General features: G+C 69.3%; 20 protein-coding genes and 1 pseudogene. 10 read left to right on the forward strand and 11 right to left on the reverse strand.

Features of this window, described 5'->3' with window-relative positions; translation table 11 throughout:
• Positions 1-31: 31 nt before the first annotated feature.
• Complete coding sequence (locus tag ACWEO7_RS09515) at positions 32-2,500, reverse strand: phosphoketolase family protein (RefSeq protein WP_452422232.1); 2,469 nt, start codon at positions 2,498-2,500, stop codon at positions 32-34.
• Positions 2,501-2,711: 211 nt separating this feature from the next.
• Between ACWEO7_RS09515 and ACWEO7_RS09520 the strand changes: the two genes are divergently transcribed.
• From ACWEO7_RS09520 to ACWEO7_RS09550, 7 genes are all read left to right on the forward strand, one after another.
• Entirely contained in the window at positions 2,712-3,287 is a 576-nt protein-coding gene (locus ACWEO7_RS09520; protein ID WP_450018409.1) for an FKBP-type peptidyl-prolyl cis-trans isomerase, read from the forward strand.
• A gap of 263 nt (positions 3,288-3,550) precedes the next feature.
• Positions 3,551-4,927: a trigger factor gene (gene tig / locus ACWEO7_RS09525; RefSeq protein WP_452422234.1), complete on the forward strand. Its 1,377-nt coding sequence runs from the start codon at positions 3,551-3,553 to the stop codon at positions 4,925-4,927.
• Between the two features lie 235 nt (positions 4,928-5,162).
• Positions 5,163-5,750, forward strand: a complete 588-nt coding sequence (locus ACWEO7_RS09530; RefSeq protein WP_355072241.1) for an ATP-dependent Clp protease proteolytic subunit — start codon at positions 5,163-5,165, stop codon at positions 5,748-5,750.
• 70 nt (positions 5,751-5,820) lie between these two features.
• A complete protein-coding gene (locus ACWEO7_RS09535; protein ID WP_355072243.1) occupies positions 5,821-6,489 on the forward strand; it encodes an ATP-dependent Clp protease proteolytic subunit in 669 nt (222 codons plus the stop codon).
• Between the two features lie 429 nt (positions 6,490-6,918).
• Positions 6,919-8,199, forward strand: coding sequence for an ATP-dependent Clp protease ATP-binding subunit ClpX (clpX, locus tag ACWEO7_RS09540; RefSeq protein ID WP_195131826.1), 1,281 nt, complete (start codon positions 6,919-6,921; stop codon positions 8,197-8,199).
• A 146-nt stretch (positions 8,200-8,345) separates the two neighbouring features.
• The gene (locus ACWEO7_RS09545; RefSeq protein WP_452422236.1) at positions 8,346-8,756 is read left to right on the forward strand and encodes an STAS domain-containing protein; all 411 of its coding nucleotides are present in this window, start codon (positions 8,346-8,348) and stop codon (positions 8,754-8,756) included.
• Positions 8,757-8,783: 27 nt separating this feature from the next.
• Positions 8,784-9,050: a ribosomal protein L7/L12 gene (locus tag ACWEO7_RS09550; RefSeq protein WP_450018401.1), complete on the forward strand. Its 267-nt coding sequence runs from the start codon at positions 8,784-8,786 to the stop codon at positions 9,048-9,050.
• 99 nt (positions 9,051-9,149) lie between these two features.
• Here the strand turns inward: ACWEO7_RS09550 and ACWEO7_RS09555 are convergent, their stop codons facing one another.
• From ACWEO7_RS09555 to ACWEO7_RS09570, 4 genes are all read right to left on the reverse strand, one after another.
• Positions 9,150-10,031 carry a hypothetical protein gene (locus ACWEO7_RS09555; RefSeq protein WP_450018399.1) on the reverse strand — a complete coding sequence of 294 codons (882 nt, stop codon included), beginning with the start codon at positions 10,029-10,031 and terminating at the stop codon, positions 9,150-9,152.
• Positions 10,032-10,244: 213 nt separating this feature from the next.
• On the reverse strand, positions 10,245-10,814 hold the full coding sequence (locus tag ACWEO7_RS09560) for a carboxymuconolactone decarboxylase family protein (protein WP_450018397.1): 570 nt from the start codon (positions 10,812-10,814) through the stop codon (positions 10,245-10,247).
• A gap of 108 nt (positions 10,815-10,922) precedes the next feature.
• Complete coding sequence (locus ACWEO7_RS09565; RefSeq protein ID WP_452422238.1) at positions 10,923-11,300, reverse strand: nuclear transport factor 2 family protein; 378 nt, start codon at positions 11,298-11,300, stop codon at positions 10,923-10,925.
• A 39-nt stretch (positions 11,301-11,339) separates the two neighbouring features.
• Positions 11,340-12,134: a helix-turn-helix domain-containing protein gene (locus tag ACWEO7_RS09570; RefSeq protein ID WP_452422240.1), complete on the reverse strand. Its 795-nt coding sequence runs from the start codon at positions 12,132-12,134 to the stop codon at positions 11,340-11,342.
• Between the two features lie 484 nt (positions 12,135-12,618).
• Between ACWEO7_RS09570 and mihF the strand changes: the two genes are divergently transcribed.
• Positions 12,619-12,933 (forward strand): integration host factor, actinobacterial type, encoded by a 315-nt coding sequence (mihF, locus tag ACWEO7_RS09575; RefSeq protein WP_039796616.1) that lies wholly within the window; start codon positions 12,619-12,621, stop codon positions 12,931-12,933.
• A gap of 105 nt (positions 12,934-13,038) precedes the next feature.
• On the opposite strand, the gene ACWEO7_RS09580 is transcribed toward mihF, so the two are convergent.
• The 4 genes and pseudogenes from ACWEO7_RS09580 to ACWEO7_RS09595 all read right to left on the reverse strand — a co-directional run bounded on the left by ACWEO7_RS09580 (position 13,039) and on the right by ACWEO7_RS09595 (position 18,413).
• The gene (locus tag ACWEO7_RS09580) at positions 13,039-13,578 is read right to left on the reverse strand and encodes a hypothetical protein (protein ID WP_450018391.1); all 540 of its coding nucleotides are present in this window, start codon (positions 13,576-13,578) and stop codon (positions 13,039-13,041) included.
• 80 nt (positions 13,579-13,658) lie between these two features.
• Positions 13,659-14,498 (reverse strand): formate dehydrogenase accessory sulfurtransferase FdhD, encoded by an 840-nt coding sequence (fdhD, locus tag ACWEO7_RS09585; RefSeq protein WP_452422241.1) that lies wholly within the window; start codon positions 14,496-14,498, stop codon positions 13,659-13,661.
• Positions 14,495-16,790 (reverse strand): annotated as a pseudogene (locus tag ACWEO7_RS09590) (FdhF/YdeP family oxidoreductase). Before ACWEO7_RS09590 ends, fdhD begins: the two are co-directional and overlap by 4 nt.
• Positions 16,791-17,156: 366 nt before the next feature.
• Positions 17,157-18,413 carry an FHA domain-containing protein gene (locus ACWEO7_RS09595; protein ID WP_452422243.1) on the reverse strand — a complete coding sequence of 419 codons (1,257 nt, stop codon included), beginning with the start codon at positions 18,411-18,413 and terminating at the stop codon, positions 17,157-17,159.
• Between the two features lie 526 nt (positions 18,414-18,939).
• Between ACWEO7_RS09595 and ACWEO7_RS09600 the strand changes: the two genes are divergently transcribed.
• Together ACWEO7_RS09600 and ACWEO7_RS09605 are read left to right on the forward strand one after the other, a co-directional pair.
• A complete protein-coding gene (locus ACWEO7_RS09600) occupies positions 18,940-19,611 on the forward strand; it encodes a TetR/AcrR family transcriptional regulator (protein ID WP_452422245.1) in 672 nt (223 codons plus the stop codon).
• A gap of 43 nt (positions 19,612-19,654) precedes the next feature.
• A complete protein-coding gene (locus ACWEO7_RS09605; RefSeq protein WP_450018382.1) occupies positions 19,655-20,173 on the forward strand; it encodes a GNAT family N-acetyltransferase in 519 nt (172 codons plus the stop codon).
• A gap of 22 nt (positions 20,174-20,195) precedes the next feature.
• Here the strand turns inward: ACWEO7_RS09605 and ACWEO7_RS09610 are convergent, their stop codons facing one another.
• Both ACWEO7_RS09610 and ACWEO7_RS09615 read right to left on the reverse strand, forming a co-directional pair.
• Positions 20,196-21,737, reverse strand: coding sequence for a glycerol-3-phosphate dehydrogenase/oxidase (locus ACWEO7_RS09610; RefSeq protein WP_452422247.1), 1,542 nt, complete (start codon positions 21,735-21,737; stop codon positions 20,196-20,198).
• Positions 21,737-22,402: a TetR/AcrR family transcriptional regulator gene (locus tag ACWEO7_RS09615; RefSeq protein WP_452422249.1), complete on the reverse strand. Its 666-nt coding sequence runs from the start codon at positions 22,400-22,402 to the stop codon at positions 21,737-21,739. The genes ACWEO7_RS09610 and ACWEO7_RS09615 overlap by 1 nt, the downstream gene beginning before the upstream one ends.
• Positions 22,403-22,499: the final 97 nt, after the last annotated feature.

The raw sequence follows: 22,499 nt of genomic DNA on the forward strand, positions 1-22,499 counted from the left end.
CGTGGGAGTGCATCTCCGCTGATGTGGGAACTCAGCTCCGCTGATAAGGCCAGCTCCAGTCGGCGACCTCTGGGAGGTCCTCGCCGTGTTCCCTGGTCCACGCACGGGCCGTCCACCGCGCGTCGACCATCTCCTGCCGCAGCCCCGCGGCCCGCTCGCGCAGGGACGGCACCCGATCGATCACGTCCATCACCAAGTGGTAGCGGTCCAGATCGTTCAGCATCACCATGTCGAACGGCGTGGTCGTTGTACCGCGCTCCCGATAGCCGCGGACGTGCAGTTCGTCGTGGATGGTGCGCCGATAGGTCAGCCGGTGGATCAGCCACGGGTAGCCGTGGAAAGCGAAGATCACCGGCCGGTCCCTGGTGAAGAGCGTGTCGAACTCGCTGTCCGGCAGGCCGTGCGGGTGCTCGTCCTGCGTTTGCAGCCGCATCAGGTCGACTACGTTCACCACCCGGACGCGCAGGTCGGGCAGACGTTCGCGCAGGATCGCGGCCGCGGCGAGGGTCTCCAGCGTCGGTATGTCGCCCGCGCAGGCGAGCACCACGTCCGGCATGGTGCCCACCTCGTCGCCGTGGCCCGCCCACGGCCAGATGCCGATCCCGCGCGCGCAGTGCTCGGCGGCCTCGGTCACCGACAACCAGTCGGCCTGCGGCTGCTTGCCCGCGACCACCACGTTGACGTAGTGGCGGGAGCGCAGGCAGTGGTCATAGGTGGACAGCAGCGTGTTCGCGTCCGGCGGCAGATACACCCGCACGATCGAGGCCTTCTTGTTCAGCACCACGTCCAGGAACCCGGGGTCCTGGTGGGTGAAGCCGTTGTGGTCCTGGCGCCAGACGTGCGAGGACAACAGGTAGTTCAGGCTGGGGATCGGACGCCGCCACGGCACCGACGAACTGGCGTCGAGCCATTTGGCGTGCTGGTTGAACATGGCGTCCACGATGTGGATGAACGCCTCGTAGCAGGTGAACACGCCGTGCCTGCCGGTCAGCAGATAGCCCTCCAGCAGTCCCTGGCACATGTGTTCGGACAGCACCTCGATCACCCGGCCGCCGCGGTCGAGTTTCTGGTCGCGGCGGTCGATCTCCGCCTGCCAATTGCGGCCGGTGACCTCGAGGATGTCCTGCAAGCGGTTGCTGGCCAGTTCGTCCGGCGCGAAGGTGAGGAAGTTGTGCGGATTGCGCCTGGTGACCTCACGCAGCCAGCCGCCGAGCACCCTGGTGGCCTCGTGCAGGGTCGCGCCCGGCGCGGTGACCTCGACGCCGAAGTCGCGCCAGTCCGGTAGGTACAGGTCGCGCAGCAGCGTACCGCCGTTGGCGACCGGGTTGGCGCTCATCCGCCGTTCGCCGAGGGGTACCTGAGCGGTCAGCTCCGGCACCGGCTTGCCGTCGTCGTCGAACAGTTCCTCGGGGCGGTAGGAACGCAGCCACTGTTCGAGCACCGCGCGGTGGTCCGCGTCGGTGCGCGCGCCCGGCAACGGCACCTGGTGCGCGCGGAAGGTGCCCTCGACCTGGTCGCCGTCCACCACCGGCGGACAGGTCCAGCCCTTGGGTGTGCGCAGCACGATCATCGGCCAGCTGGGCCGTGCCCCATCGGCGCCGTCGCGTGCGGCGCCCTGGATCCGCCCGATGCGTTCCATGCTCGTGTCCACCGCCGTGGCCATCGCCTGGTGGACGGTTGCGGGGTCGTCGCCGGCGACGACGATCGGCTCGTAGCCGTAGCCACGCAGCAGCGACAGCAACTCCGGCTCCGGGATGCGCGCCAGGATGGTCGGATTGGCGATCTTGTACTCGTTCAGCGCCAGGATCGGCAGCACCGCGCCGTCGCGCGCCGGATTGAGGAACTTGTTCGCGTGCCAGCTCGTGGCCAGCGGACCCGTTTCCGCCTCGCCGTCGCCGACCACGCAGAACACGGTGAGATCGGGGTTGTCCAGGGCGGCGCCGAACGCGTGTAGCAGCGAATAGCCGAGTTCGCCGCCCTCGTGGAAGGAGCCCGGCGTCTCCGGTGCGCAGTGACTCGGCACCCCACCGGGGAAGGAGAACTGGCGGAACAGCGCGCCCATGCCCGCGGCGTCCTGCGCGATGTGGCTGTAGACCTCGGAGTAGGTCCCCTCCAGCCAGCCGCACGCGTTCGGGCCCGGACCGCCGTGCCCGGGGCCCGCGACGAAGACGGCGTTCAGGCCGCGTTGCCGGATCGCGCGATTGGCGTGCACCCACACGAGATTCAGGCCGGGCACCGTGCCGAAGTGCCCGAGCAGCCTGGGTTTGACATGCTCGGCGCGCAGCGGTTCGCGCAGCAGCGGGTTCGCCGTCAGGTAGATCTGGCCGACCGAGAGATAGTTCGCGGCGCGCCACCACGCGTCGATCGCCGCCAGCTCGTCGCGTGCCAGTGGCCCCGGCACGTCCGCCAGCCGGTAGGGACGCGGTGCCACGGTCCGGCCGCCGGTGCTGCCGACGTTGTCCGCCGAAGTATCGCCGCCCGCACTCGCCATGTGGGTCATGTGCCGACTCTCCTCACGCTCGTGGCATCGGGGACGGCGGCGCCACGACCTGCCGCCGTCGCGGTCCTGCGAAGGTTGCCGATCGGAATCGACAACGCCGGATGGAGAATTCACCGCCAGCCTAGCCGCAAGCGGGCCGCGCGCGGCGGTCCGAGCGTGTCGCGGGAAGCTCATCCCACCCGGGGCCCGTCCGTGGTCTAGGGTCCGCGGCATGCACATTCTCGGCAGGATCATCGGTATCGGCGCCGTCGCCGCGACCACCATCGCGCTGGCGGCCTGCGGCTCGGACGACGAGTCCACTCCCGCCGTCTCCACGACGCGGACCACCGTGGCTGCCGGGCCCTCCGCGCAGCGCCCGGCCACCCAGAGCAAGGGCCGCGAGTGCACCGCCGACGACATCCGCGTCACCGGAGATTTCGGCGCCGCGCCGAAGATCACCCTCCCCGACAACTGCGACCCGCCCAAGCAGCTGATCGTCAAGGATCTGAAGGAGGGCAGCGGGCCCGGCGCCGTGCCCGGCCAGCAGCTGACCATGAACTACGCGCTGGTCACCTGGTCGGACAAGAAGACGCTGGACAGCTCGTTCGATCGCGGCAAGCCGTTCCAGCTCACCCTCGGCGCCGGCCAGGTCATCAACGGCTGGGATCAGGGACTCGTCGGCGTCAAGGAGGGCGCGCGCCGCTTGTTGATCGTGCCGCCGGAGCTGGGCTACGGCGCGGGCGGGCGTGGCATCGCCCCGTACGAGACGCTGGTCTTCGTCACCGACGCGGTCTCGGTGGGGAAGTAGCCCGGCCGCTCGCGTCCCCCGCCGGGCACCGCCGGATGCAGGTCCGCTCGGCCGGTCAACTAACCTGGTCGGGATGCGTGGCGTACGCCGCACCCCTCGTCGTCTCGGCCGAGGCCGGGACTCCGGTTCGGATCGGCGCCGGTGGGGGAATGCGGCAGCCGGCGTAGGGCCGCCTCGCCCGCCGTTCCGATCCCGGAATGCCGGGGGCGGGGCGCCGCAAGACGAACGTCAACCAGTACGAACAACGAACAAGGAGCATGTCCGTGAAGAGCACCGTCGAGCAGCTGAGCCCGACCCGGGTCCGGATCAACGTCGAGGTGCCCTTCGAGGAGCTGAAGCCGGATTTCGACCGCGCGTACAAGGCACTGGCCAAGCAGGTCCGCATCCCCGGCTTCCGTCCCGGTAAGGCGCCCGCGAAGCTGCTCGAGGCCCGTCTCGGCCGTGGCGCGATCCTGGAGCAGGTCGTCAACGACGCGCTGCCCGGTCGCTACAGCGAGGCCGTCACCACCTCCGAGGTGAAGGTCATCGGTCAGCCCGAGATCGAGATCACCAAGATCGAGGACGGCCAGGAGCTGGCCTTCACCGCCGAGGTCGACGTGCGGCCGGAGATCACGCTGCCGGACTACGCGAGCATCGCGGTCACCGTCGACGCGTTCACCGTCGGCGACGAGGACATCGAGGAGCAGCTGCAGTCGCTGCGCCAGCGCTTCGGCACCCTGACCGGGGTGGAGCGTCCGGTGCAGGACGGCGACTTCGTCTCCATCGACCTGTCGGCGACCGTGGACGGCCAGGAGGTGGCCGAGGCCGCCACGACCGGCCTGTCCCACGAGGTCGGCTCCGGTCAGCTCATCGAGGGCCTGGACGAGGCGCTGGTCGGATTGTCGGCGGGCGAGTCGAAGGAGTTCACCTCGAAGCTGGTCGCGGGCGAGCACGCGGGCAAGGACGCGGTCATCACCGTGACCGTGCAGACCGTCAAGGAACGTGAGCTGCCCGAGGCCGACGACGAGTTCGCGCAGCTGGCCAGCGAATTCGACACGCTGGAGGAGCTGAAGGACGATCTGCGGGGCCGCGTCGAGCGGGTCAAGAAGGTGCAGCAGGCGGGCGAGATCCGCGACAAGGTGCTGGACACCCTGCTCGAGCAGGTCGAGGTGCCGCTGCCCGAGGCCGTGGTGAAGGCCGAGATCGACGCGGTGACCCACGACGCGGTGCACGGCTTCGACCACGACGAGGCCAAGTTCGCCGAGGCGCTCGAGGCGCAGGGCAGCTCCCGCGAGGAGTTCGACGCCGACACCAAGCAGGCCGCCGAGAAGTCGGTCAAGACCCAGCTGCTGCTGGACGCGATCGCCGAGGCGGAGGGCACCCAGGTCGGCCAGGAGGAGCTCACCGAGCGGATCCTGTTCCAGTCGCAGCGCTACGGCCTGTCGCCGGAGCAGTTCATCCAGCAGGTGCAGCAGGCGGGCCAGCTGGGCGCGATCTTCGCCGACGTGCGGCGCGGCAAGGCGCTGGCGGGCGTGGTCGGCCAGGTGACCGTCACCGACTCCGCGGGCAACTCGGTGGACACCACCGAAATGTTCGGTGCCCCCGCCGATTCCGCCGATGAGGAAGCGGCCGTCGAGACGGCCCCGGCGGACGCCGAATAATTCCATGGAATGTCGGCGTGATCGACGCCCGCGAGGTGCGCTGATTGCGCTGTGAGCGAAGAAAGGGCGGTACCGGGAGTTCGGTGCCGCCCTGCTTCGTTAATGTTTGTGACGACAAGTTGGATGGCCATGTCCGACCGGGTGCGGCATATCCAACCAGTGATGGCTATGCGGCAATCCGCAACGAGCCGGCGAGAGAAGGCAGGTATCCGTGACAATCAACCAGGCAGGGGTCATGACAACCGCGACTGCTGGTCTCAACCTCAGTGATTCGGTGTACGAGCGCCTGCTGCGTGAGCGCATCATCTTCCTCGGCACACAGGTCGACGACGACATCGCGAACAAGCTGTGCGCGCAGATCCTGCTGCTCTCGGCGGAGGATCCCACCAAGGACATCTCGCTCTACATCAACTCGCCGGGCGGCTCGGTGACCGCGGGCATGGCCATCTACGACACGATGCAGTTCGCCGAGTGCGACATCGCGACCTACGGCATGGGCCTGGCCGCGTCCATGGGGCAGTTCCTGCTCACCGCGGGCACCAAGGGCAAGCGCTACGCGCTGCCGCACGCGCGGATCATGATGCACCAGCCCTCCGCGGGGATCGGCGGCTCGGCGGCCGACATCGCGATCATGGCCGAGCAGTTCGCGCACACGAAGCGTGAGCTGAACGAACTGCAGGCGCAGCACACCGGCAAGTCGGTCGAGCAGGTCACCGCCGATGCCGACCGCGACCGCTGGTTCACCGCGGCCGAAGCCCTGGAATACGGCTTCATCGACCACGTGATCAGCCACGCGAATCAGGCCAACGGCGCCAAGAAGTAACGCACCGGATCACCCACAGGCCCCCGGACACCTCGAACGTCCGGCCGCCGCACCGACTTTGGAGACGAAGATGGCCAATTCGATCGACCCGCGCGCCGGCCTGTCCGGCATGGCACCGCAGAGCCCGCAGGCGCGCTACATCCTGCCGTCGTTCATCGAGCACTCGAGCTTCGGCGTCAAGGAGTCCAACCCGTACAACAAGCTGTTCGAGGAGCGCATCATCTTCCTCGGTGTGCAGGTGGACGATGCCTCCGCGAACGACATCATGGCGCAGCTGCTGGTGCTGGAGTCGCTGGACCCCGACCGCGACATCACCATGTACATCAACTCGCCGGGTGGCTCGTTCACCTCGCTGATGGCCATCTACGACACCATGCAGTACGTGCGCGCCGACGTCGCCACCGTCTGCCTGGGCCAGGCCGCCTCGGCCGCCGCCGTGCTGCTGGCCGCGGGCACCCCGGGCAAGCGCGCCTGCCTGCCCAACGCCCGCGTGCTGATCCACCAGCCCTCGCTGGAGGGCGGCATCCAGGGTCAGGTGTCGGATCTGGAGATCCAAGCCGCCGAGATCGAGCGCATGCGCCGCCTGATGGAGAGCACGCTCGCGCGGCACACCGGCAAGGACGCCGACACCATCCGCAAGGACACCGACCGCGACAAGATCCTGACGGCCGAGGAGGCCAAGGAGTACGGGATCATCGACACGGTGTTCGACTACCGGAAGCTGAGCGCGCAGAAATAAGGCGCGAATCGTCGTTCCCGGCCGGAGCCGGGACGGCGGGGCGAATTGCCGATCCCGGGGCTGTTCGCTCTAAATTGCTTCGTGACAGGGAATTCCGGCCGGGAAGTACGCAATGGGGCATACCGCCCGGCCGGGCCGCCCTCGCGCTGCCGCGGGTTCGAGAATTTGTTCGAACCGACGGCGCCGCGCGGCGGGCGGTCCGGAGGACGGCTCGTGACGACTCGCACAACCCGCGCGAGAAACATGCGCGAGTTGTCGACCTCCATCCCGAACACCGGGTACGGTCAACCTAGGGACCTTTGCTCCCGGTTGACGGCACTGCCCCACCGGCCACGAAATCAGCCGATGCGTTTGCGGCTGCGAAAGTGGTGGACAGCTGGCAACCTGGACGGACGGTTGCACGCGGACAAGGAAGTAGGGACCCACGAGATGGCGCGCATCGGAGATGGCGGCGATCTGCTGAAGTGCTCGTTCTGCGGAAAGAGCCAGAAGCAGGTCAAGAAGCTCATTGCGGGACCAGGGGTGTACATCTGCGACGAGTGCATCGATCTCTGCAACGAGATCATCGAGGAGGAACTCGCCGAGTCCAGCGAGGTCAAGCTCGATGAGCTGCCCAAGCCCGCCGAGATCCGGGATTTCCTGGAGAACTACGTGATCGGCCAGGACACCGCCAAGCGCACTCTCGCGGTGGCCGTCTACAACCACTACAAGCGCATCCAGGCCGGTGACAAGGGTCGGGACAGCCGCGGCGAGACCGTCGAGCTGGCCAAGTCCAACATCCTGATGCTCGGTCCCACCGGCTGCGGCAAGACCTATCTGGCCCAGACGTTGGCGAAGATGCTGAACGTCCCGTTCGCCATCGCCGACGCCACCGCGCTGACCGAGGCCGGGTATGTCGGCGAGGACGTCGAGAACATCCTGCTGAAGCTGATCCAGGCGGCCGACTACGACGTCAAGCGCGCCGAGACCGGCATCATCTACATCGACGAGGTCGACAAGATCGCCCGCAAGAGCGAGAATCCGTCGATCACCCGTGACGTGTCCGGCGAGGGCGTGCAGCAGGCCCTGCTGAAGATCCTGGAGGGCACTCAGGCGAGCGTGCCGCCGCAGGGCGGGCGCAAGCACCCGCACCAGGAGTTCATCCAGATCGACACCACCAACGTGCTGTTCATCGTGGCGGGCGCCTTCGCCGGTCTGGAGAAGATCATCTCCGACCGCACCGGCCACCGCGGCATCGGTTTCGGCGCCGAGGTGCGGTCGAAGGCCGAGATCGACACCACCGATCACTTCGCGGAGGTCATGCCAGAGGACTTGATCAAGTTCGGCCTGATCCCCGAGTTCATCGGCCGCCTGCCCGTGGTCGCCTCGGTGACGAACCTGGACAAGGAATCGCTGGTCAAGATCCTCTCCGAACCGAAGAACGCGCTGGTCAAGCAGTACGTCCGGCTGTTCGAGATGGACGGGGTCGATCTCGAGTTCACCGACGACGCGCTGGAGGCGGTCGCCGACCAGGCGATTCTGCGCGGCACCGGCGCGCGTGGCCTGCGGGCGATCATGGAGGAAGTCCTGCAGCCCGCGATGTACGACATCCCCAGCCGCGACGACGTCGCCAAGGTGGTCGTCAACGCGGATACGGTCAACGACAACGTCCTGCCCACCATCGTGCCGCGCAAGGCGCAGCGGCCGGAGCGCCGGGAGAAGTCGGCGTAATTCGGGTGTGGCGACCCGTCGCAGGGGGTACTCCTCCGTGAGGGTTGAGCAGACAGCCTAGTTCCGGCGTTTCTCTCCGGGGCGCGTCATTACCCGCGAGCAAGTCCGTTTTCGAGATGCTCGCGGGGGACTGGACCGAGGTCCTCATGTCGACAGGCTTGGCCAACCCCACGTACGTTCTCACCGCCGCTCGCAACGCCGATCACCCCGCCGAGCGGCTCAAGATCTCTGTCACCGTTCCGAGCGACTCGGTCACGCTGTGCGCGCTCGCGGGCGAAGTCGATCATTACACCGTCGAAGTGTTTCGACGCAGGCTGATCGGCTCGCTGGGCACGGCGGCGCCTTTGGTGGTCGTCGATCTGTCGAAGGTCACGTTCTTCGGCGTCGTCGGGTTGCACGTCCTGGTCGACGCGCGGTCCATGCTGGCCCAGACCGGCCGTAGGATGCGCCTGGTGACCGGGCCCCGGTGTGTGGACCGGCTGCTAGAGCTGGCGGGAGATCTGGCGCGCTTCGAGACGATGTCGAGTCTCGCCGACGCCGTGCTCGACGCGGCCTGACGCGGCCCGGGTCGATACCATCGGTGCATGTTCGCCAACCGGCGCTTGGAGCGCAAGGTCGACGCCCTGCACGCCAAGCTCGACCTGATCATGACCCATCTGGGCATCGAGGCGCCGGCATCGGCCGTGTCGCCGCGTGCCGTGCCGGCGGTCCCGCGCGGCGACGGCATGGCCGAGATCGATGCGCTTCTGGCGCAGGGCAAGAAGATTCACGCCATCAAGCGGTATCGCGAACTCACCGGGTGCGGCCTGAAAGAGGCCAAGGACGCGGTCGAACGCCGGTATCCGTACTGATCACCGGGGCGCGAGCACAGGGCTCGACGGCTCGCGTGCCGGCGCGGACGTAGAGCGGGCGTTCTTCGACGACTTGCCCCGCACCGCAGGCTGATCGGCCTAGCTGTGTGCGCCCTGCACCACGGGGGTGTGCAGATCTACCGGGAAGTCGCCGTCCGCGCTGGTCAGGCTGTCCGCCGCGGAGCGTTCCGGCAAGGGGTTGTGCCCGGTCGGGTCGGGCAGGCTGCGTACCTGCTCGGTGGCATAGCCGATCGCGCGTCCGTATCGCGCGCTCGCGGCATCGTGGATGAGCAGGGCTACGCCGATCATCACCGGGGCGACACCGTGCACGGCGGCGTCGAACCATCGCCCGGCGCTCACGTACGGGTAGGTGTTCAGTCCGACGGTGAGCGCGAGCAGGGCCATTTCCGCCGCCGCGACTTGGCTCCGGTTGTCCAGCACGCCCCATTCGGTGACCTTGTTCGTGCCGATCATGATGATGATCAGCGACACGCTGATCATCGCCTCGAGCAGGTAGCTGAACCAGTACAGTGGGTCGTCCGGGCCACCCGGCGCGATGTTGTGCTGAACGTTGACCGCCGACCACAGCATTCCGGCGGCGACCACGCCGGCCAGCGCGCCGAGCGACCAGGAGCGGTGCCGGTACAGCGACGCCAACCTGGCGTGCGGGCTGGATGCACGCCGCTGCGCGGCAATCGCCTTGCGCGCCAACAGCAGGTCCCTGATCTCGGCCTTCTCGATGGCCTCCGCGGTGTGCCGCGCCCGGTCGGAGGCCGCGGCGCCCGCCTCGGCGTGCTTCCAGCGCTGTTCGCGGTCCTGGGTCCGGATCCGTTCGGCCAGTTCGCGTTCAGCGAGCAGTTCCTCCTCCGACAGCGCGCCGGTCAGAGCCGGGTCGAACTGGTAGGCGAGACGGCCGCGGGCCTTCTCGACTCGTCTCGCCAGCCGTGCGACGTCGTCGTCCGGGGTCTGTTCGTCGAGCATGCGGCTCCAAACGGTCGGGCGGAGGGGAACTCGAGAAACCGAAGACGCCGTTACCCCGAAACTCGCGAAGGTAGCTCGCAGGCCGCGGCACGGCCAGGCGACGTCAACACCTCTTATTCTTAGTGCATTCCGGGCCGTAACGACAGCCCCGGGTGAACGCGGCGCCGGAGTATCAGGTCGGATCGAACCATTCCCGCAGCGCCGCGGCCCTTTTCACGACCAGGGCACCCGGCACGAATCGGTGCTGAAACCCTGCGCCGTGATCCCGAGCGCCGAATTGAACCGGGCGCGTGAGTTTTCCAGCGCGATCTGATAGCTGAGCTCCACCACACCCGCTCGGCCGAAGCGCCGCTCCAGGTCGGCGACCTGTTCGTCGGTGACCGCGGTCGGCGTTGCGGTCATCGCGTCGGCGTAGGCGATGGCGGCGCGCTCGTCGTCGGAGTACAGCGGCGAGGTCGCGTAGTCGGCGATGTGTTCCAGCCGCGCGACGTCCAGCTCGCCCAGGCGCATGAGCATGGCTCCGAAGTCGACGCACCACGAACAGCCGATCGTCCACGCCGTGCGATACACCGCGATCTCGCGGATGACGGCGGGCAGGGCGGTGCTGGCCTTGCCGACCATGGTCTCGTGGACCGCGCTGGCCCTCAGCAATTTCGGATGGTTGGCGGTGACGGCGAAGGGCTCCGGCACTTCGCGGAAGCGGCGCTTGGCCAGCCGGTAGAGCAGCTTGGTCGTCGGTCCCGCGTGTTGCGGGGTGACGGCGGCGATACGGGTGGCGCCCATGTCGATCTCCTTCGATCAGCGGATGTGGTTCCTACTTCTCGGACGAGAGACCGTGCCGGAATGTGATGGGGCCGCGATGTGACCTGGCGCACCCGGCCGCCGCGCGCGCTACTCGGGCTCGACCCGCATGTCCTCCTGGCTCCAGTAGGCGCGCATCCCGGTGATCCGGCCTTCCTCGTCGAACTCCATCACATCGATCGGTGACAGGACGAAGCGCTGCCCGCCGACCTTGGTGACGATGGTGAACGGGAACGCGGCCTGATTGCCCGCGATTCTCACGTCCTCCGGCCGCAGCTCGGTCTCCCGATCCAGTGCGGCGATCACCTCGTAGAACTCGCGGATGGCCTCGTGGCCGCGCTTGGGCGAAGTGCCGACGGGGTCCTCCACGATCGCGTCGGGCGCGTACAGGGCGACGATGTCCTCGGTCGGCCCCGAGCCGACCAGCTTGACGTATTGCTCCACCACGTCGCGAATCTGTGCGGCCATCGAGTCTCCTCCGAAATGAAACGTGTTCTAGTTTGTAGCCTAGCGCGTTCGGGCGCCCGATTCGATCCCTTCCGCTTCGTCCAACACGACGATCCGCACTCCGGTGGCGAGCAGTGTGGTGGCCGACAGGCCGAACAGGGTGCGGAAAGCGTCGCTGAAATGTGAGGGGCTGGCGAAGCCCGCGTCGGCCGACGCGGCGGTGAGGTTCGCGCCCTCGGCGAGCGCGCGGCCGACGCCGAGCATCCTGGCCCACAGCCGGTACCGCCGGAACGAGGTGCCCGCCTGGGCGGCGAACAGATGCAGGAAGCGCGACTCCGACAAGTGCGCGGCCGCGGCGAACCGGGCGGCGGTGAACTCCCGCGCGGGATGGGCGCGGAGGGCCGCCATCGCCTCGGCTACCCGGTCGTCCGGCGCGGGGACCGGCCCGGCGCCGATGAGTTCGGCCAGCGAGCGCGGATCGGGGCACGTGGCGCTCGCGGCCGTGGCGAGCGCGGCTTCCGCCCGATGACCGAGTCCGAATTCGGCGTGCCACCGGATCATCCGGTCTCGGCAGGCTCGGGCACCCCGCGACCCCGGATCCAGATAGCAGAACATCATCTGGTCGCCGCCCGCGACGACGCGGTGCACCCGGCGCGGCGGGATCAGCGCGCTGCGCACGGTGTGCGTGACGGCATCGGTCGCGAGTGTGAACGGCGCGTCCAACCCGACGGCCAGACAGTTCACGGCGGTGGAATGCGCGTCCGGACGCAGGGACGGTCCGCGATAGATCGCCTGCCCGGGCCACAGCCACAGAATCGCGGACGCAGCCGTCCCCGGCGGAGTGCTCGGCTCCATGCCATCATGCTGTCACGGGCCGTGCGAACCGCGATATTTTCTGTTGTCCGGGGTGAAGGCTCCGCTCGGTATGACCCGAGCGGGCTCGGGGATCGCCGTTGACCCCCTGGCTCGCCGTTGAACCAGACCCGCGCTCGGTATTTGTTGACTCTGTCGGTAACGGCTCATCCCGCGTTACCGCGCGGCGACGGCCGCTTCGGAGTAGTCGCCGTCGGCGGCGCACCGCTTCTGCTCCGGGGTGCTCGGTACGCGTCGTCCGACGCGACGATCCGGGCGAGGGACCGCTCTGTGACGTGGTGTTCATTTAGTCCTTTTCGTCTGTAGCCCGTCGGCGGTCCAATGATTCCGACGGCGCGGACCGGGGAAATTCATCGGCATTTCCGCAGTTCGTGCCCCGGTGTGTCGAGCTTGCGCTCCCGGTGCCGTGCTGTTTACTCGGTCCGGTCAACCAGATGTTCGAGTGACGAGTGGAAGCGGAGGAGACATGGCACTGCCTACCATGACCGCAGAGCAGCGCACCGAGGCCTTGGCCAAGGCGGCTGCGGTCCGCAAGGCACGCTCCGAACTGATCGGCAAGGTGAAGGCGGGCAAGGTTTCGGTCGCGGATCTGCTGAAGAAGGCAGACTCCGACGAGCTGGTGAAGAAGACCAAGGTGGCCGCGGTGATCAAGGCCCTGCCCGGTGTCGGGCCGGTGAAGGCCGCGAAGTTGATGGACCAGGCGGAGATCCCGGAGGATCGCCGGATCGGCGGGCTCGGTGCGCGTCAGCGCGCGGCACTGCTCGAAGCGCTGAAGGACTGACAGGCGGGGAATTCGCCAAGTCGCGGCGTCATCCGCGGATCCACCGGATCACGCCCGTGGTGATCTCCCACGGGCGTCCCGGACTCGGCTGCCGGGGTTCGCCGATCAGCGAACGGCGCGCGGACGGCGGCGCGGGAAACGCAGCGTCACCGGTTGCGGGTCCGAGAGGGGCAACTCGCCTCGCGGCGGCAGGAAGAGGCAGGCCGCTCCGCCGATCACGAGCAGGAACGCCGCGATCAGGCTGGCCGTGAAGCTCGCCGCGCCCATCTCAGCGGGCTTGTGGAAGAGGTGGTAAAGGGAATGGGGGACACCGAAGGTGAGCCAGCCGACGCCCGCGATCCGGGCCGCCGTGGTTCGGTTGACCACGAGCGCGGCGATCGTCACCGCTGTCAGCGCCAGGAAGAAGGCGCCCACGTCGGCCGCCAGATGGTGGTTGTACGGGCCGTCCGCCGCCACCCACTGGGCGCCGAACCCCGGAAAACTGGTGTACCAGGAGTGCGGCGCGAACGTGGCCCAAAGGCCGACGATCGCTCCTTGTACCGCCAAGACGGCCAGCACGATCCGCGTCAGCAGCAGGCGGCGGTACTGCTCGAACCGCATCCGCACCCGCAGGCCCTCGGAGTTCCCCTCCACCGATATCCGCATCGGCCGCTCCGTTCTCGCCGAATCCGTTCCGGCTCCGTGCAGCCACGGTAGAACGGGCGTCCGGCGCGGGCAATAGTGAGTCAGGCCAACAACGAGTCGGCGCCCGGATCGGTGCGCAGCCGCTCGGGGGCGGTGTAGACGTTCATCGTGTCGCCACGGAGGAAGCCGATCAGACTCAGTCCGGCGTCGGCGGCGAGATCGACCGCCAGCGAACTCGGCGCCGAGACCGCGCCGAGCATCGGGATTCCGGCCATGACGGCCTTCTGCACCAGTTCGAACGACGCGCGCCCGCTCACGATCAGCACCAGATCATGGGCCGGCACCCTGGATTCGCGCAGTGCCCAGCCGATCACCTTGTCCACCGCGTTGTGCCTGCCGATGTCCTCGCGCACCGCAAGCGCTTGCCCGTCGGTGGTGAACAGGCCCGCCGCATGCAAGCCGCCGGTGGCTTCGAACACCGATTGGCGGTCACGCAGCATGCCGGGCATCGCGGCCAGTACCCGGGTGTCCACCACAGGGCCGGCGGCAGGCGGGGGGAATCGGGTGCGCTTGCGAACCTCGTCCAAAGCAGTCTTGCCGCACAGTCCGCAGGCTCCGGTGGTGAGGAAGGAGCGGGTCGGCACCGGGACGGGGGTGCGCAGGGTGACGTCGAGGACGTTATAGGTGTTGCGACCCTGGTCGTCGGTGCCCGCGCAGTAGCGGGCCGCCACGATGTCCTCGGCGGAACCGATGATGTCTTCGCTCAGCAGGAATCCGTGCACCAGGTCGATGTCGTTGCCGGGGGTGCGCATGGTGACCGTCAGCGACTGCCCGTCGATGCGGATCTCGAGCGGTTCTTCGACGGCCAAGGTGTCCGGGCGCTGGATCTGCCCGCTGGGCGAGATCCGGCGCATCCGGCGGCGAGCGGTGACGCGGCTCATGTGCCCGAAGCCTCGAACCGCACCGTGACCGCCTTGGAAACGGGAGTGTTCGACCGTTCGGCGACATGGTCCAGCGGCACCAGGGGATTGGTCTCGGGGTAGTAGGCGGCGGCGTTGCCACGCGGTGTGGGGTAAGAGACCAGGCGGAAGCCTTCGACGCGGCGTTCGGTGCCGTCGGTCCACTCGGAGACGACGTCGACCAGATCGCCGTCGCGGAAACCGAACGCGCTGATGTCCTCGGGATGGACCAGCACCACTTTGCGGCCGTTGTGGATGCCGCGGTAGCGGTCGTCCAAGCCGTAGATGGTGGTGTTGTACTGGTCGTGGCTGCGCAGGGTTTGCAGGATCAGTCTGCCCGCGGGGACCGGCAGCCAGGTCAGCTCGTTGACCGCGAAGTTGGCCTTGCCGGTGGCGGTGCGGAATTCGCGGGCGTCGCGCGGCGGATGCGGTAGCTGGAAGCCGCCCCGGCCGCGGACTTTCGCGTTGTAGTCGGCGCAGCCGGGCACGACGCGGGCGATGGCGTCGCGGATGCTGTCGTAGTCACGGGCGAAGCGGGCCCACGGCACCGGGTGGTCGGGGCCAAGGACCGCCTGGGCGAGTTCGCAGACGATGGCGACTTCACTGCGCAGCTGGTCGCTGACCGGCCGCAACCGGCCGGTGGACAGGTGCACCATCGACATCGAGTCCTCCACGGAGACTGCATTCTTGGCGCCGTCCGGGGCCAGGTCGAGGTCGGTGCGCCCGAGCGTCGGCAGGATGAGCGCGGTACGGCCGTGCACGACGTGGCTGCGGTTGAGTTTGGTGGAGACCTGCACGGTGAGCGCGCAGTCGCGTAGCGCGGCTTCGGTCACGGCGGTGTCGGGGGTGGCGGAGACGAAGTTGCCGCCCATGCCGATGAAGACTTTCGCCTGTCCGTCGCGCATGGCGCGGATGGCGGCGACGGTGTCGAGGCCGTGCTCGCGCGGGCTGATGATGCCGAATTCGCGGTCGAGGGCGTCGAGGAAGGTGTCGGGCATCTTCTCCCAGATGCCCATGGTGCGGTCGCCCTGCACATTCGAGTGACCGCGCACGGGGCACACACCCGCGCCCGGTTTGCCGATCATGCCGCGCAACAGCAGCAGATTGGTGGCCTCCTCGATGGTGGCCACGGCATGGGCCTGCTGGGTCAGGCCCATCGCCCAGCACAGGATGATGTTGCGCGAGCGGGCGAACAGCTCGGCGGTGTGCTCGAGTTCGGCCGTGGTGAGACCCGTCGCTTCCAGTACGGTGTCGAAATCGACCATGCGCACGTGCTTCGTATTCGGCGTAGCCCGCGCAGTGGGCGTCGACGAACGCCCGGTCGACCACCGTGCCCGGTGCGCGATCCTCCGCTTCCAGCAGCAGGCGGCCGAGCGCCTGGAACAGGGCCAGGTCACCGCCGAGGCGGATCTGCAGGAAGTCGTCGGCGATCGGCACGCCGGTGGTGACGCCCTTGATCGTCTGCGGATCGCGGAAGCCGAGCAGCCCGGTCTCGGGCAGGGGGTTCACCGCGACGATCCGGGTCCCGTTCGCCTTCGCCGCGGCCAGCGCGCTGAGCATCCGGGGATGATTGGTGCCCGGATTCTGCCCCGCCACGATGATCAGGTCGGCCTTGGCGAAGTCATCGATGGAGACCGAGCCCTTGCCGATCCCGATCGAGCTCGACAGCGCCGCGCCGGAGGACTCGTGGCACATGTTGGAGCAGTCCGGCAGATTGTTGGTGCCGTAGCTGCGCACCAGCAGCTGATAGAGGAACGCGGTCTCGTTGCTGGTGCGGCCGGAGGTGTAGAACACCGCCTCGTCCGGGGAGTCCAGCCCGCGTAGCGTGTCGGCGATCGAACGGTAGGCGTCGTCCCAGGCGATCGGCCGGTAGTGGGTGTCTCCGGGACGCAGCACCATCGGGTGGGTCAGCCTGCCCTGCTGGCCGAGCCAATAGCCGGATTTGTCGCTCAGGTCCGCCACCGAGTGGGTGGCGAAGAACTCGGGGGTCACCGTGCGCAGCGTGGCTTCCTCGGCGACGGCTTTCGCGCCGTTCTCGCAGAACTCGGCGGGCCTGCGATGGCCGCTCGCCTCCGGCCAGGCGCAGCCAGGGCAGTCGAAGCCGTGCACCTGATTGACCCGGGCCAGGGTGCGCACCGTGCGGATGACGCCCATCTCCTCGATCGAGCGTTTCAACGCCACCGCCACGGCGGTGACGCCCGCGGCCTGCTCTTCGGGCGGGGTCACCGTCAGCTCGGACTCGTCGATGTCGCGGCTCGGTCCGTTTCGGTGCATGCCGCCATTGTGCTCCCCGCGCGGTCCGGGCTCGACTCGACCGGTGGATCGGCCGTCTCCGGCGCGAGGCCGGTGAGCTGGGCGCGAAGCCGTGCGGTGCACGGCGGTGCTGCGCCCCGGCCTCGGCCGTGCGAGGGGCGACCCGGAGCCCGGTTCCGCAAGCGCGGCGGCGCGGCGAGCCGTTCACGCTGTGCGGCGCCCTGGCGCGAGGCAGCCGCGAGCACCGGGGTCATGACATGCTCGAACGGAGTCCACCTCGCACCGCGGCTCGGTGGTCGGCGCCCGGGCCGGGTGACCGACGCCGTGCGTGTGCGGGCGCGGCGACGCTGTCGTCACCGCGGCCACTTTGCCCGGCGCCCTCGGCGGCTACGAACGGCGGCGCGCTCCCGCGATATCCGCCGTGCCCGTGCGCTGCTCGTCGCCTCGATAGGTGAGGACCCGCTCGCTGATGCGGACACGCCAGCCGGGCGGGAGCTCGGTCGGGGACGTGCTGATCCTGGTCCACTGGTCGGTGCCGGGACCCGCGATGAAGGTGCCGGAGGTAGCGGCGGCGTCCCGGATGTACACCTTGCCGCCGTCCACCGACACATAGGCGTGGACCCGCGAGACATGGCGATCGCGCTGGATGACGATCGGCGTGGCGGCGGCGGTGCGGACCGCCTCGTCCACCTGCGGTCCGCGCCCGATGACGTAGGCGCGGTCCAACGGGTAGGCCGCTCCCTCTTCGGTGACCAGCGCACCGACGGCGTCTCCGGACAGCGCCGCCGGGCTGATGGCTCGCGTTCCGCCGTTCTCGGGCGCTTTGCGCAGGGCGACCGGTTCGCGCGCGGGCTGCACCTGGGACCACGCCAGCGGTCGGTCCGGGACCGGCCGGGGCGGACGCGGTTTGGCGAAGGGGCGGACCGACTCGGTCGGCCTGGGTGTCGCTGGTGCGACGGCGTCGGCGGCGCTGGTCTGCCGAGGGATCGGCGTTGCCTGCGCGACGGCGTCGGACGCGCCGGTCGGTCGGGGAGCGGGCGATGCTTGCGCGACGGCGTCGGACGCGCCGGTCGGTTCCGGCATCGCCGCGAATCCGGCCGCCGCCGTCGCCTCGGGCTCGCCCCGTGTGGAAGGCTCGGACGTCCGTGGTTCGGTGGCTTTTCCGGTGCGTCGTACCGCGGCGTGCAGCACGAAGCCGCCGCCCGGAACCACACCTGCGCGCAGGTCGGTGCGGGGCAGGGCGGTCGGCGGCTCGCCGGTGTCCGCGCCGATCCTGATGCGGCGCACCGGTTCGCGCACGATCTCGTCCACCCAGGTGAACGCACGCCCGCCGTCGAGGCGGCGGGTGCCCTCCGCGCCTTGGATCTCCGCGGTCACCGGTCCGCGCAACAGGATCAGCACGCCGTCCGCGGTGGGGGCGACCACACCGAACGGGGGCGGTTGGACGGTGCTGCCGAAGATCACCGCGGCCAAGCGTTGCGCCAGCGCGGCGCCGGGATGCTCGCCTTCGGCCACGGCTTCGATGGTGCCGAGTATTCGGTCCGTGGAGGTCGTTTCGGCCCCGAGGTAGGCGACGACCGCACCGAAACGGGCGACGAGTCCGTCGCCCGGTGCGACACCCACGGTGGACGGTTTTCTGCGCACCCGCGCCCTCCTTCCCGGCGCACTACCGGCATACCGAAGTCAGCATAGAGCGTCGGCGACAACCGAACCGGGGTCTGCTCGCATCGCGAAGCGGACAGCGCGAACGTCTCGCCGTGTCATCGGATTCTCGAATCGCATTCTGTCGGGCGGGTTCTCGTGAGCGGTCGCCGCCAACCTTCGCAAAGGCTGTGAGCTGCATGTTGTGGTGTTTTCCGCAGCAAGCGGCCGGTCATGCCGAACAAAGAAAGCTGTGGTGTGAGTCACATTATCTGTATGGGCGGTGCATCCGCCGGCGGGACCGGGCGCGCTGCGTCCACCGCGGATCGTCGGCGCACGCCGTTGTGCCGGGCTCCGCGCGACATGGCGCGCCGGTCGGCCGCGACCACGTCGAAGAGCCCTCGCACGCGATGGGCGGCGTTCGGCGCCTGATCGGTCCCGCCGGATCGGCCTCTTCGCGGCATCTCCGGACGCGCATGGACTTGCGCCGCTCACCCGAACGGCGTTCGTCCCTCGTTATGCTCGGCCCATGAGCGCAGCAGCCGTCAGCCGCAGGGCCCGCCCGGCCAAAGCTCCGCTGAGCCGCGAGGTGATCGTCGAGACCGGCCTGCGCATCCTTGACCGGGATGGAGCGGCGGCGCTGACCATGCGCCGGGTCGCACAGGACTTGGACACCGGTGCCGCCTCGCTGTACGTATACGTCGCCAATCGCGACGATCTGATGGCCGCCATGCTCGACCATGTCCTCGGTTCCGTCCCCGAGCCCGCCGGGGCGAGCTGGCGGGAGCGGCTCACCGAGCTGGTCGATGCCACGGTCGCGGCGATGAGCAGGCACGAAGGGCTGGCGCTCGTCGCGCTCGGTGTGATTCCGAGCAGTCCGAACGCCCTGCGGCTGGTGGAGCTGATGCTCGGTTCGCTCACCGCGGCGGGACTGGACGAGCGGACCGCGTCGTGGGCGGTGGACCTGCTGTTTCTGCACATCACCGCGTCGGCGGCCGAACAGAGTGCGCACCGCGTCGGGGGCGGCAGCGAGCAGGAGTACCTCGCCGCGATCGAGCGGCGCTTCGCCGAACTGCCCGCCGACCGCTATCCGACCGTCGTGGCCATGCGGGAGGCTCTGCTGGCGGGCGGCGGTGACGCGCGCGCGGCCTGGGCCGTGCAAGTGCTGCTCAACGGCATCCTCGCCACGCGGGCGCAGTGAAATTCGCTGGTTCATGTCGTGGGGGTGGACTGATAATGGGCCGGTGATCCGGCCCGCGACACCCCGAGACCTCCCCGTGCTCCAGGACATCGAGCGCGCGGCGGGTGAGCCGTTCGCGCAAATCGGAATGACGACCGTGGCCGACGACGAACCACCCTCACTGGCGACTCTGCGACAGTTCCAGCAGGCCGGGCGGGCCTGGGTGTGGACCGACGACGGCATGGCGATCGGCTACCTTGTCGCGGCAGTGGTCGACGGGAACGCCCACATCGAGCAGGTCTCGGTGCGCCCGGATCACGCCCGGCGCCGGATCGGCAAGCGCTTGCTCGACCAGGCCGCCCGATGGGCCGCCGCCGCGGGCCTACCCGCGATGACGCTGACCACGTTCACCGAGGTGCCGTGGAACGGGCCGTATTACGAGCGGCTCGGCTTCCGGTACCTGTCGGCGGGAGAGGAGACGCCGGGGTTGGTCGCGCTGCGCGCCGCCGAGCAGGCCCACGGCCTCGACCGCTGGCCGCGCGCGTGCATGCGCGCGGAACTGTCCGCATGGTCGATGGACTGAGCCGCCCGTACGCGTCGTGCCGTCAAGCGAGGGCGCGTACGGCCGCGGGCGCCGCGGCGGCCCGATCTTCGGCGATCAGGCCGATGCGCGTGCGCCGATCCAGCAGGTCGTCGATCTCCAGCGCGCCCTCGTGGGACACCGCGAACGCGAATTCGGCTCCGATTACGTCCATTCCGGGCGCGACCGGCTCGACGAGGGCAGGATCACGGCGCGCCGCGGCCAGCACGGCGTCCGCCTCACCGCCGTAGCGTTCGATCAGCACCTGCGGCGCGTCGATGCGGTCGCGCGCCGCTCCGGAGACCGCGCCTACCAGTGGTAGCCGCCGGGTGCGGCACGGTGCCGCGGCGAGACCGTTGTGCGCGACGGCGGCGTCGATCACGTCCTCGGCCATCTTGCGGTAGGTGGTGAGTTTGCCTCCCACGATGGTGACGATCCCGCTCGGGGAACGCAGCACCGCGTGTTTGCGCGAGATGTCGGCGGTGCTGTCGTCGGCGGTCTCCAGCAGTGGGCGCAACCCGGCGTAGGAGCCGCGAATATCGGCGCGGGTCAGCGGCTCGCGCAGGGCGGGATTGATGGTGTCGAGCAGGAAATCGATCTCGCCGTCGGTGGCCTTCGGCTCGTCGGGAACCGGGCCCGGCGCGTCCTCGTCGGTCAACCCCAGGTACACCCGGCCGTGCGCGGCGGGGAAGGCGAAGACGAAGCGGCCGATGCTGCCGGGCACCGGTACGGTGAGCGCCGCGGACAGGCCGCCGAAGGACGCGGCGGAGAACACCAGGTGGGCGCCGCGGCTCGGGCGCAGCCGGATGCTCGGATCCACCTGATCGGCCCAGACTCCGGTGGCGTTCACCACGGCGCGCGGCCGCACCGCCAGGGTCTCGCCGGTGCGCGTGTCACGCAGGGTCGCCGAATTCCCGGTCACGTCGAGCGCTTCGACGCGGGTCAGAATGCGCGCGCCGTTGGCCGCCGCGGTGCGCGCCAGTGCGACGACCAAGCGCGCGTCGTCGACCAGCTGTCCGTCCCATGCCTGCAGCCCGCCGCGCAGGTCCGCGCGGCGCACAGTCGGTGCGAGCCGTACCGCCTCCGCGGCGGCGATGTGCCGGGACCGGGGCAGCAGCGCAGCGGGGGTGCCCGCACCACGCCGCAACAGATCACCCGCCAGGAAACCGGCGCGCACCAGTGCGGCTTGCGTCGTGCCGATATTCGGCAGCAGCGGGACCAGTTGGGGCAGCGGGCGCACCAGATGTGGCGCCGTGGTGCGCATGAGAATGCCGCGCTCCGAGGCGCTTTCGTGGGCGATGCCGACGCGGCCGCTCGCGAGATAGCGCAGGCCGCCGTGCACCAGCTTGGAACTCCAGCGGCTGGTGCCGAAGGCCAGGTCGTGGCGTTCCACCAGCATGGTGCGCAGCCCGCGGGCCGCGGCGTCCAGCGCCGCGCCCGCGCCGGTGACGCCACCGCCGATCACCAGGACGTCGACCTCGGCGCCGTCGCCGAGCCGGGACAGATCCGCCGCGCGGCGGACGGCGTTCAACGCGGAGTCCCCGGTGTGTCCCGGATCAGTGCTCATCACAATGCCTTTCGGATACGGCGAGAAGGGTGCGAAGACGACTCATCGCGCTTGTCCTCGGTCGTCTCCCGGGCGTGGTCGTCCAGGTACCCGTCGATCGCGCGACGGAGTTCGGTGTCGAGGTGCTCGCCCGACAGCAGCGGCGCGACGGTGCCCGCCGACTGCACCGCGGATTGGGCGATCAGCAGCAGCATCGTGGCCATCTGTTCCGGGTCGCCCCCGCGGATGGAGCCGTCCCGCTGGCCGTCGCGGATACCTGCGGCGAACAGCTCGATCAGAGCGCGCTGGTTGCGCCCCAGCCTGCCGAAGACGTAGGTGAGCATCAGATCGGTGTCGGTACGGAAGATCTTGCCGAACAAGGGATTCGACCGGACCGTCGCCGCTCCCGCGACCACGCCCTCGACCAGCCTGACGCGCGCGCTGCCCGCCGACGGCATGGTCGCCGCCACGATCCCGCGCAGCTCGCGGACCAGCAGCTCGGCCACCAGCGCGCCGGTGTCCGGCCAGCGGCGGTAGACGGTCGGCCTGCTGACGCCCGCTCGCCGCGCCACTTCGGTGAGGGTGGTGCGGCGCACGCCGAATTCCTCCACGCACGCGCGAGCGGCGTCGAGGATCGCCAGGTCGGTCGCCGAGAGGCGCTCGGCGGAGTCGTCAGGAGCGGTCAAGGTGTCACCACCGGGGGTTGATCGGCCGACGGCTGGCGTCGACCAGGGGAATGGTCCGAATCTTCGTTACTGCTTGACAGTCTATGTCAAACTGTAA

It is taken from the genome of Nocardia sp. NPDC004260 (assembly GCF_053603155.1).

Excerpts from the sequence above, each read along its gene's own strand:
- ACWEO7_RS09610 (WP_452422247.1), bottom strand. The coding sequence starts at position 21,737 with ATGAGCACTGATCCGGGACACACCGGGGACTCCGCGTTGAACGCCGTC.
- ACWEO7_RS09515 (WP_452422232.1), bottom strand. The coding sequence starts at position 2,500 with ATGACCCACATGGCGAGTGCGGGCGGCGATACTTCGGCGGACAACGTC.
- ACWEO7_RS09570 (WP_452422240.1), bottom strand. The coding sequence starts at position 12,134 with ATGGAGCCGAGCACTCCGCCGGGGACGGCTGCGTCCGCGATTCTGTGG.
- clpX (WP_195131826.1), top strand. The coding sequence starts at position 6,919 with ATGGCGCGCATCGGAGATGGCGGCGATCTGCTGAAGTGCTCGTTCTGC.
- mihF (WP_039796616.1), top strand. The coding sequence starts at position 12,619 with ATGGCACTGCCTACCATGACCGCAGAGCAGCGCACCGAGGCCTTGGCC.
- ACWEO7_RS09560 (WP_450018397.1), bottom strand. The coding sequence starts at position 10,814 with ATGGGCGCCACCCGTATCGCCGCCGTCACCCCGCAACACGCGGGACCG.
- ACWEO7_RS09565 (WP_452422238.1), bottom strand. The coding sequence starts at position 11,300 with ATGGCCGCACAGATTCGCGACGTGGTGGAGCAATACGTCAAGCTGGTC.
- ACWEO7_RS09545 (WP_452422236.1), top strand. The coding sequence starts at position 8,346 with ATGTCGACAGGCTTGGCCAACCCCACGTACGTTCTCACCGCCGCTCGC.
- ACWEO7_RS09600 (WP_452422245.1), top strand. The coding sequence starts at position 18,940 with ATGAGCGCAGCAGCCGTCAGCCGCAGGGCCCGCCCGGCCAAAGCTCCG.
- ACWEO7_RS09530 (WP_355072241.1), top strand. The coding sequence starts at position 5,163 with ATGACAACCGCGACTGCTGGTCTCAACCTCAGTGATTCGGTGTACGAG.
- ACWEO7_RS09535 (WP_355072243.1), top strand. The coding sequence starts at position 5,821 with ATGGCCAATTCGATCGACCCGCGCGCCGGCCTGTCCGGCATGGCACCG.
- ACWEO7_RS09555 (WP_450018399.1), bottom strand. The coding sequence starts at position 10,031 with ATGCTCGACGAACAGACCCCGGACGACGACGTCGCACGGCTGGCGAGA.
- ACWEO7_RS09580 (WP_450018391.1), bottom strand. The coding sequence starts at position 13,578 with ATGCGGATATCGGTGGAGGGGAACTCCGAGGGCCTGCGGGTGCGGATG.
- fdhD (WP_452422241.1), bottom strand. The coding sequence starts at position 14,498 with ATGAGCCGCGTCACCGCTCGCCGCCGGATGCGCCGGATCTCGCCCAGC.
- ACWEO7_RS09550 (WP_450018401.1), top strand. The coding sequence starts at position 8,784 with ATGTTCGCCAACCGGCGCTTGGAGCGCAAGGTCGACGCCCTGCACGCC.
- ACWEO7_RS09520 (WP_450018409.1), top strand. The coding sequence starts at position 2,712 with ATGCACATTCTCGGCAGGATCATCGGTATCGGCGCCGTCGCCGCGACC.